The sequence below is a fragment of the Ruminococcoides intestinihominis genome (genome assembly GCF_040096285.1).
GTDB classification, from domain to species: domain Bacteria; phylum Bacillota; class Clostridia; order Oscillospirales; family Acutalibacteraceae; genus Ruminococcoides; species Ruminococcoides intestinihominis.
In genome coordinates this window covers 72914-82341 of the sequence record NZ_JBBMEY010000005.1, presented here as the reverse complement: position 1 = coordinate 82341, position 9428 = coordinate 72914, and the positions used below count along the sequence as shown (strand labels likewise).

Below are 9428 nucleotides of genomic sequence, written 5' to 3'. Positions count from 1 at the left end.
GTGCATTCCTTATGCTTTGAGCCGCTTGTGGTAGCTGTTGCCGGGGTGTCGATAATCCATTCGCCGGCGGTATGCGCCGCCTTGCTGCCCTCGATGATCACGCCGCAGCCGACAACGGTGCACTCTTTCCAGTGATCGGTATTATCGGACTTCCAGTCGGAAGCGCTATGACCTGTTGCCGCAAGGATTACGCTTGTCTTGTCGGTAATTTCGGATGCACCGGTTGCATCCTCAAACCACTTGTCACAGCCGTCGCAGGTGTAATATGCCGTGTTGCCTTTCTCCGTGCAAGTAGGAGCCTTTGCGGGAACGAGGGTCAGATTGTGCGTATGCGGTACGGTCTTGTCATATCCGCAGGTATCGCAGATGTTGTCCTCGCCGTAATCGTGCGCCGCATTATCTTTTTTCTTGTGGCAGCGACTGCACTCCTTCCAGTGATTGTCTGCGTCCTTATTCCAATCAGTTGCCCAATCGTGTCCGAGAGCAGTATCCGCAGCTGTAAAGGTTTCTGTTGTGCTGATTTCGCCGCAGGCGCAGCTCTTGTAATACACTGCGTCGTTTGTGCAATCGGCAGCCGATTTGAGTGCTTCATCCTTTATGGTTTCCTGATCGAAAGTATGGGTATGCGGAGCGCCCTTATAAGTCGCCTTCACGCTTACTGCTTCCGCAGGCATTATGAAAGTAGTGGTTTCACTGTTCGCATCTTCAAGAGCAGCGCTGCCGCTTTCTACTACCCACTTATCAAACACCTTACCGTCAGGAGCCGCATTTGCGGTCAGAGTAATGGTTGTACCTTGCGCCGCTTTACTGATTTCGCTTCCTGCACCGATTGTCGCTTTGCCGTCCGCTACGATGATGGGATACTCTTTACTCTCCCAGATTGCATAGAAGGTAGTATCCAAGCTTACTTCATAGGTCGTGCCGGAAATAACCGAACCGTCGGCACTGGTTGACCAGCCCTTGAATTGCTTGCCTTCCGGTTCAGTAAAACCGCAGGCGGGCAGGGTGTAGCTGCCGGAAATACCGGTGACATCTGCCATTGTGCCGCCGCCACCGTTGGCATTGAATCTGACGGTATACTCGGCAGGGGCGGGAGGTGCGTCCTCCCACAGCGCCTTGACTGTGATGTCAGCAGTGACGGTCACAGGGGCGTTCACCGGATACTCCGCACCGTCTATCTCCCATGCCTTGAACTGCTTTCCTTCGGGTGCAATAAACTCGCACTCCGGCAGAGAATACTCGCTGCCGTGCAATATCTTCTTAGCGGGCATTGCGGTGGTGACCTCCTCGGGCAGCTCCTCAGGCTCGGAGCCGCCGTTAGCGTCAAAAGTGACGGTATGCTCGTTGCGCATTTCAAACGCTGCGGTGATGGTAACATCTCCCTCCGGCTGGGTGAAGGTATAGGTATCGTCCCCAACCGCAACGGCGGCAGGGTTGCCATTGACGGACAGCGTGCTTAGCATATAGCCCTCGTCGGGGTCAATGGAGAGCATGACAAGCTCGCCCTTAAAGAACAGTGGCGTGCCGTCCTCGGCGGTTCCCGCAGCGTTCACCACCTTGACTCTGCCGTTTTCGCAATCCTGCACCGTCACCTTATACTGCGGGTCGCCCTCCACGGTCACCTGCACCGAGATGTTCTTCTTCCACTCCTCTCCCGGACGTGTGATAACATCAAGCCCCGAGTTGCAGCGTGCTCCGGTGCCCTCCAGAATCACCGTTCCGTTGACCGTGAAGGTCTGCTCCCGCTGGGACTGCGGATCATAGTCTGCCGGGATCTCCCACGAAACCTCGACAGGTATAAAACCGGAGGTGTCAGCTGCAAAAACCCCGATTTGGACCTTGGAGAGCTCCTCTTTCAGATTCTGTTCCCTGGAAATACGGATCGGCTGCGCAGGCGCCACATCCCAATGGTCCTTCTCCCGCACATTGGTCAGGTAGTTCCAGAAAACCCTGAACGACTTGTAGGAGGCCACATTTCCGCAGGCGTCTTCGATGATAAGCGTGTGTTGGATGCTGTTGTCATACTCTGCCGGGATCGTATAAACGCCATTTTCATCCGGCGTCAGAAGCTCAGCTTTCCCACTCGGGGATGTATGGCAACGAACCGTGACGGGCGATGAGTCCTCTACCTTGAACCGCAGGTCGCCGTAATACTTACCATAGCTCTTCAGGTCCTTTCCGGTAGAAAGATCAATGGCTTTCGGGTTCTCGACGTCAATGATCATCTTCGGCGTAGAGACATAGGTCGTTCCCGTCGGGTTCGTGGCTTTGGCATAGACATACCAACCGCCGTTTTCTTCATACGCCGCAGCGTCTATTGTGATTAAGATAAATGGCAGCACGATCGATCCCGGCGTGGCTTCCGCTATCTTGTATTCCTTCCAGAGGGACTCGTCAAGCGCTGCCAGCTCTTCCTGCGTGTAGCGCTTCGGAGAGCTGAGGTAATAGCCTGGCTTCGCGTCCGTGTCGACCCACATGCCTATCTGATAGGAATTCTCATCCATGGACGCGCCTTTGAGATAATACGGTTCGTCCGAATCCGCGTTATATCCCGTGAAGTACTGACCCGTCCCCAAGCGAAGCTCGACCTTTGGATGCTTCGTCGAATAGTTCAGCACGAGCGTCCGGTTTTTGGTGATCAGACCTGCCCGGAACTCTCCCTTTTCCTTGTCATATGGGATTTTCGTCCCGTCTGCCTCATCGGTCAGCGTTGCCGACACGCCCGCCGGCAGCCTGATCTGGAGCACCAGATATTCATTGTGCGGCAGCATCAGATCGGCGTAGGTCTTTTTGCCGTCCGGGCTGATGACCTTCACATGGTGCCGCCTGTAGGTTCTGACTGTGGCCGTAGTCTCGTTTCCCGCGTTGTCAGTCGCAACCACGGTATATTCCGCTCCCGCATCATTGTTGCCGCCATCCGGCGCGGGGAGACGATAGGTGGGGCCGGCTTGCGGCTCGCCGTTGATGGTCACCGACTTGATGCCGGAGGACGTCTCACCATTCAGCGCCGGGTCGCTCACGGTGAAGGTGTACGCGCCGGGATTTCCATCGAGGGTATCCTCGACGGTGTAGCTCTCGCCGTCCTTCAAACCCTCCAGCACCGGCGCCTTCGTGTCCGTTCCCATCACATGGCCGCACACAGTGCAGAGCTGCTTCTGATTGCTCCAGTCGCCGGGGATGTGCTTTCCGTTTTGCTTGGACATCTCCGCCACCGGGTCACGCGCCTGACATTTCATATTCCGGCATGCCCAGACGTGGCACGACTGCCGGTCGACCCAGCCGAAGTCGTGCTTCCCGTTGCAGGGGTCGTCGATCAGCTCCATCTCCATCGCTTCGATCGCCCAGCCGTAGTTCTTCACGTACGGCAGCGTCAGCAGCTGCACGTCGATACGCCCGTTTTCATTGGGAATCAGAATATCATAGAGATTCCAGAAGAAGGCGAACTCGTCGTCGCGGTTGATGGCTTGCGCCTCAACCTTCAGCTTCACCAGCTTTCCATGGTATGAGCCTATTTTGATGGACTTGTAGTCTTCGGGCAGGGGGTTCCTGACAAGATCTCCTATATATCTTTTCCCTACGTCGATATCGTATACCTTTTCCAAGTATACACGATCGCCGTAGCCCATAGCTGCCGCCTCGTCCGAGATGTATCGAGAGTATCCTGTCGTCAGCTTCAGCTTCGCGTCCGTCACGGTGATGTTCTGACCGTGACACCAGCGTCCGCCGCCGATGGCCGCGCCGTGCGTACCGTGCGCCGTGATCTCGCCGCCGGTGATGGTGATATCGCGCGCCGGGACGAACTGACCGCCACCGATGCCCGCGCCGTTGTATCCGCCGTGGGCGTTGATCTTGCCGCCGTAAATGTTGATATTATAGGCTGCGGTGTCGCCATCCATGTCCTGCAACGATTTCCAGCAGCCCCCGCCGATACCGGCTCCTCCATCGCCGCCCTTGGCGGAAATATCGCCGCCGTAGATGTAGATATCGCGGCCGCGGCCCTTGAAGCTGCCGCCGATGCCGGAGGCCGCTTCGCCGCCCTTCGCCTCGATTTTACCTGAGTAGAAATACAGCTTCTCGCCGCTGCCGTTTCTGCCGCCGCCAATGCCGGCTCCTCCATCGCCGCCCTTGGCGATGATGGTGCCGCTCCAGAGCGATGGGTTCGTCTGAGAGCCGAAGTGCATATTTGCGCCGTGACCGTACATATCCAGGTTGAACAGACTTTCTGCGATATTGCGGGTCGCCCAGCTTCCTCCTATGCCCGCCGCTTTATAGCCACCCTGACACGTCACCGTGGTGCCCTCCATCACCTGCACGCACAGCTGCCCCTCGCTGCGGTTCTTCTGAATGGCCGCCCGTCCGGTGGCCCCCGTCAGCTTACTGTCCCGGTTGATAAAGTACAGATACGCCGACGCCTTTCCGTGCAGCTCGATGGCCGGTGTCTTGGCGTCCTTGTTCACCTGAATGTTAACGTTGTCCAGAAAAATGTGCGGTGCCGCCTTCTTTCCATTGATCTGGATCTTCTTGGTCCAGACAAAGTCCGGATCGCTTGAGGACGAATAGATATAGTATGTCTTGCTGTCCTTGATGTTGATGTCGCTCGTTCTATTGCACAGATCGATCTCCACATCAAATTTTGTGGGGATAGTATCCATCGCGCCGGTCTCCGCTGCAAAGACCGCTGTCGGCAGCAGCGTCAGCACCATGCAGCATATAAGCATGATACTGAGTATTCGTTTCTTCATTGGCTTTTCTCCTCCTTTTCGTGTTGGTTCGGCTTATGCGTCCCGTCTTTTCTCCGGTTTTCCTTGCTTCTGAGCCGGAAGCACAGCGCGGTGATGACCACCGCCGCTGCAAAGGAGACGACGGCCACCAGCACATAGCCGCCCGCGTCCTCCCGCAGCAGCATCGCGCCGAACACGCCCCATGCGGCGGTCTGTCCCGGAGTGACGACCGTGCCCGCTGTCTGCATCAGCGCCGCGCACAGCAGTATACACGCTGCGGAGAGGCTTATTGCCTCGCACCGCTGCCTCCGGCGGGTGTTTTCCCGCACCCGCTGCTTGACGAGTGCGACCCGTCTTGCGGTATCATACATATTGTTTGAACCCCCTTTCCGGTTTGTCTGAAACTGTAATAAAAACCCTTTCACTTATATAGGTACAAAAAATCGAAAAAACTCTCACCAAAAACGAAAAATTTTTTAAAAAAATTTGAGAGCCGCCAAAAAGCAGCTCTCAAGTAGAGGATGTTCAGTTATTTTCTCTGCGATAATCGGAAAGCAGACAATCTTACCGCCGCCACCAGCAGCACCGGCATGGCGTAGGCGATGTACTGCGCCGTACCGCCGTAGGCAATCAGCAGATTGTAGGTGGCGTGGAATGTTATCGCCGCACACAGCAGACCGCAAGTGCCGGCCACCTTCAGCCACGTCCGCTGCCATGTGTATGCAAGACCGCCGCCTACGATCAGTCCGCAGAGGACATGCATGGCTCCCGTGCCGAAGCCCCGGAAGAAAATAAAGGAAAAGCGGTCCGCTCCGTTTTGGATGAGATAGCAGACGTTTTCAAAGGTGGCAAAGGCGAGGGCAACCGTGATGGCGGCAGCCTTGATTTTATTCCCCTCCGGCTCGAACACCAAAAGATAGAACACCAGCGGCAGCAGCTTCATCATTTCCTCCACCACCGGCGCAATCTCCGCCGTGGCGGCAAGGGCGTCCGCCTGACACACCGCCGCAAGAAAGGTGTTAATATAGGCCGAAAGCAGGCACACCCCCATCCCGACAATGCAAAACAGGAAAAAGCGAAGCTGCCGCCTGCCCATGCACAGAGCGGCTACCAGCAGGGGAGAGACTATGCAGAGAAAGATGTTTTCGATGTAGGTCACGCTTCCACCGCCTTTCTCGTGGCGGGCAGCAGCCCCAGAATCGCAAGCGTCAGCATCATATCGCACCAAAAGGTAGGGCTTGCCGGTGAGGTATCCGACCAGAAGCAGCCCACAGTCCAAAGCAGATACTCCGCAAATACAAAGCACAGCACGCCGCTATGGAAATACCGCATATTCTGCACCGTGCCCATCTGCGTTTTCGCATAGGCAAGCCCTCGAATGGCGCAGTAAGAGAGCCATATCATCATACCGCACCAGATTAGGTTGGAGAGAATGTCCCCGAAGGTGCAGTAAAACACCAGCAGCGGCACGCCAAACGCAGGCGCAAGCCATGCAGAGCGGCTACGGAAGCTGCGCTCGTCCTGAGTGGCGAGAGTTTCTTGCAAAATGTGCAGGAAGATGAGGCTCGCCACCCAGCCGAACTCCGATACATAAAAAACGTGCGGCGTGGTATTGAACAGCAGCAGATACAGCGTCCAGTAGAATGCGCCGAGGGCAAAGCAACCGTAGAAACACAGCAGAAGAAAATCCGCCTGCCTGCGGCTTTTCCAGTAGAAGATACCCGAAAGCAGCGCACCGACGAATGTGACCAGCAGTTGCAGCAGGTTTTCAATCAGCTCCATGCACATCCTCGCTTTCCTCATCCTGTCTGTCCTCTCGGTTCATCTGCCGCAGCAGGAAGCACAGAACGGTCACGCACACGCCGAGTAAAAACGCCAGAAGCCCGATGACGATGTATCCCAAAGCCGCACCGTCGTGAAAGATGCTTGCCGCCGTTTCAAAGCCCACATAATCCCCAGTCCGGATGCTTGCAGCAATGCCGGGCATGGCGAGGGACGCACCGATGAGCAGCACAAGGCACGCCGCCACGGCAGAAACCATGGTAATTGTATTACGACGCAGCCGTTTCTCCCGCTCAATTTTGGCGATGCGCCGCTTTGTCTCCGCAACACGCTCTTCATAGCTCCGCATTAGTGATTCCCTCCAGTTCTAATAGCCTTCGCAGGCTCTTTTTTCCGCGATACACCATGTTGGTGATCTGCTTTACCGTTTTTCCCGTGACCTCCGCTGCCTGTGCGTAACTCATATCCTCAAAATAGGTGAGATACAGCACCTCCCGATAGTCCGGGTTCATTTCGTCCATGCAGAAGTGCAGAACGCGGTTTCGCTCCTCCGTCCGAATGACCTCCTCCACCAGCAGCCGTCCGTCCGGCTCGCCGGTCAGCGTATCGAGGCTGAACAGGGGCTTCCGTTTGCTCTTATGGCGCAGCGCCATGTGCCGCGCCGCCTTATAGAGATACGCCTTGAAGCCGCCGTCCCGTATCTTCGGCTTTTTGGTGAACAGATAGGCGAAAACGTCCAGCATCAGTTCCTCCGCCTCGTGAACGTCGTGCAGATAGCCGTCGATATACAGGGTCAGGGGGTCGCCGTATTTTTTCATCAGGGCATTGAGCCCTTCGTCGTCGCCGTTCAGATATTGGCGGTACAAGCTCTCGTCGCAGGCCATAGCGTTCACCTCCTTTTTGCGGATGCTTCCCATGCAGAGGGGTATCCGTCAGGTGCTTGTCCTGCCGGAATCGCGGTGCTGTCCTTGAAAGCGCGGGTCGGACGGTTTCTCCGCATTTTCCGGGATCGCCCATGAACGTCCGAACCGGGACGCACCGGGAATCCGCCCTTCGGCGCAGTATTGGTTGACCCGCCGCTCTGACACGCCCCAACGGTAAGACGCCTCCCGAATGGAGATATAGCCCTTGATCCCGTTCATACCGCACCTCCGCATGGATAATACTCAATACGATACATTATATACGAATATCCGAATAAAAGCAAGCCCACACGGACGTTGGGACGCAGAATCTCTCCCACGTCCTCATATCTATCTGGCTTTATCTTCTCTTACCTTTGATACTTCCTTATGTGACGCTTCCCGCTTCACCTCATCCGCACCTCTAGCCTCAAATGCATCTGCATTATACTGATACTCCTGTGGTTCAGCGACCATCGGTGAATTTACAATCTCTGCTTCTACTCGCTCAGCTTCTGCCCTCTCCGGCTCTGTCTGTTTCAGATTCTTCGTATTCTCTATATGCTTTTCCTTATCAAGCTGCACATTCATCGCCAGATTATCCAGCTTATCAATCGAAGCGTCCAGATGAAGCTTCATTGATACAAGCATCTTTTTCACTGCTTTCATAGGTGCAAGCACCGCCTTTGTAATGGGATGTTTCTGCTCTTTCTGAGAATAATCCACCTCCGGCTTGTCAGCAAAAGTACGGAATGCATTGGCTGCTGTCTGCCTAGCTTCACGAAACCCTTTTGCAAGAAGTGCTGTCTTTGCTATATCCTTATCTGTAGTCTTGATTGCTCCTATTACATTTTCCCGGATATCAAGAATTCTTTTCTTAATTCCTAAGAACTCCGACACCCTGTATAATGCAGCTCTTCCCTTTTCCTTTGCTTCTTCGACTATGCTCTTAGCAGTTGATTTGACCTGTGCTTTCACTTCAATTACCTGCGACTTTATCTGCTCACATCTGGTATTAAGTCGCTCCTTTGCTTCTGACAATGCCTTTTTTGCATTATTGACAAAAGTATCTTCCTGCATTTCTTTAATCTGGTTCTGCATATTAGTGAGTTCTTCCGTCATGGAATCAATCTTTTTCTCCAGTCCATCCACATAGCTGCATATCTCAAATACATCGTTTGCCTGCTCTTTCATGGCATTTTTCTTTAATAAGTCGAGAAGTTCTCTTATGACCTCCTCATTGGTAAGTGTTTTTCCTGCTTCCATATCCATTCTGTTTCCTCCATTCTGTAAATGGGGCAGCCTTGGCCGCCCCTGTACTCTGATTACTGATTATCGAAAGGGTGTTGCCTCTTTGTCCTTCTCTTTATCGGGATTGCCATGATGTTTCTCTGCACTCTCCCTCGCCTTTTCGTTGCTCTTATCCTTTGCTTTCTCATATTCCGAGATAATCTCATTATAGAGTTTTTCCCTGAAATCCTTTGTAACTGGATAGCAGACATCCTGATAGATTGGCTTGCCGTGCTCGTCCACCTGCTTTGTCTTATAAGAAGGCATTGATACAAAGATTTTTTCTTTGCCTTGCACGATATTGATATTATTTACAATGAAACTGTTTTCAAAGTAAATACGGGCAAGTCCCTTGATGTTACTGCCTTCCCTCTCATAAGGTGTCACAGTTACGGAAAACTCCGGCATTTCCTGTGTTCTGTCCTGCTTCTGTGTCTCCTCTTTCTCCGGTTCCTTGAATCTTGCATAGGCATCAAGGATATTGGTATAGAGTTCCTCACGAAACTCTGCTGTGATAGGATTGCACACATCCTTATAGATCACACCATTGCTTTCATCACGCTCATTGGAGCGGTATCTAGGCATTGATACAAAAAGCTCTCCCTTGTCTTTATTCTCAAGGATTGCAATATTGGTGATCTTAAATGAATCACCGAATACCACTGTTGCAAATCCTTTGATATTGCTGCCCTCTTTTGCCCTTACTTCGTTTACCTTAATTGAATACTTCATA

General features: G+C 53.6%; 9 protein-coding genes. All 9 read right to left on the bottom strand.

Annotated features, from left to right (window positions below; all coding sequences use genetic code 11):
* Positions 1-4742 (bottom strand): InlB B-repeat-containing protein (locus tag WMO18_RS02665; RefSeq protein WP_367286285.1); only part of this gene is annotated, 4742 nt, incomplete at its 3' end.
* Positions 4739-5092, bottom strand: coding sequence for a hypothetical protein (locus WMO18_RS02660; protein ID WP_367286284.1), 354 nt, complete (start codon positions 5090-5092; stop codon positions 4739-4741). The genes WMO18_RS02660 and WMO18_RS02665, both read right to left, overlap by 4 nt.
* A 158-nt stretch (positions 5093-5250) precedes the next feature.
* Complete coding sequence (locus tag WMO18_RS02655; RefSeq protein WP_367286283.1) at positions 5251-5880, bottom strand: PrsW family glutamic-type intramembrane protease; 630 nt, start codon at positions 5878-5880, stop codon at positions 5251-5253.
* Positions 5877-6503 carry a histidine kinase gene (locus tag WMO18_RS02650; protein ID WP_306779321.1) on the bottom strand — a complete coding sequence of 209 codons (627 nt, stop codon included), beginning with the start codon at positions 6501-6503 and terminating at the stop codon, positions 5877-5879. The genes WMO18_RS02655 and WMO18_RS02650 overlap by 4 nt, the downstream gene beginning before the upstream one ends.
* A complete protein-coding gene (locus tag WMO18_RS02645) occupies positions 6490-6852 on the bottom strand; it encodes a DUF4179 domain-containing protein (RefSeq protein WP_118662832.1) in 363 nt (120 codons plus the stop codon). Before WMO18_RS02645 ends, WMO18_RS02650 begins: the two co-directional genes overlap by 14 nt.
* The gene (locus tag WMO18_RS02640; RefSeq protein ID WP_306779322.1) at positions 6839-7387 is read right to left on the bottom strand and encodes an RNA polymerase sigma factor; all 549 of its coding nucleotides are present in this window, start codon (positions 7385-7387) and stop codon (positions 6839-6841) included. The genes WMO18_RS02645 and WMO18_RS02640 overlap by 14 nt, the downstream gene beginning before the upstream one ends.
* Before the next feature lie 48 nt (positions 7388-7435).
* Positions 7436-7645, bottom strand: a complete 210-nt coding sequence (locus tag WMO18_RS02635; protein WP_158707401.1) for a helix-turn-helix domain-containing protein — start codon at positions 7643-7645, stop codon at positions 7436-7438.
* A 111-nt stretch (positions 7646-7756) separates the two neighbouring features.
* Entirely contained in the window at positions 7757-8677 is a 921-nt protein-coding gene (locus WMO18_RS02630) for a DUF6674 family protein (protein ID WP_367286282.1), read from the bottom strand.
* 60 nt (positions 8678-8737) lie between these two features.
* The gene (locus tag WMO18_RS02625) at positions 8738-9427 is read right to left on the bottom strand and encodes a SpoVG family protein (RefSeq protein ID WP_367286281.1); all 690 of its coding nucleotides are present in this window, start codon (positions 9425-9427) and stop codon (positions 8738-8740) included.
* Position 9428 lies beyond the last annotated feature (1 nt).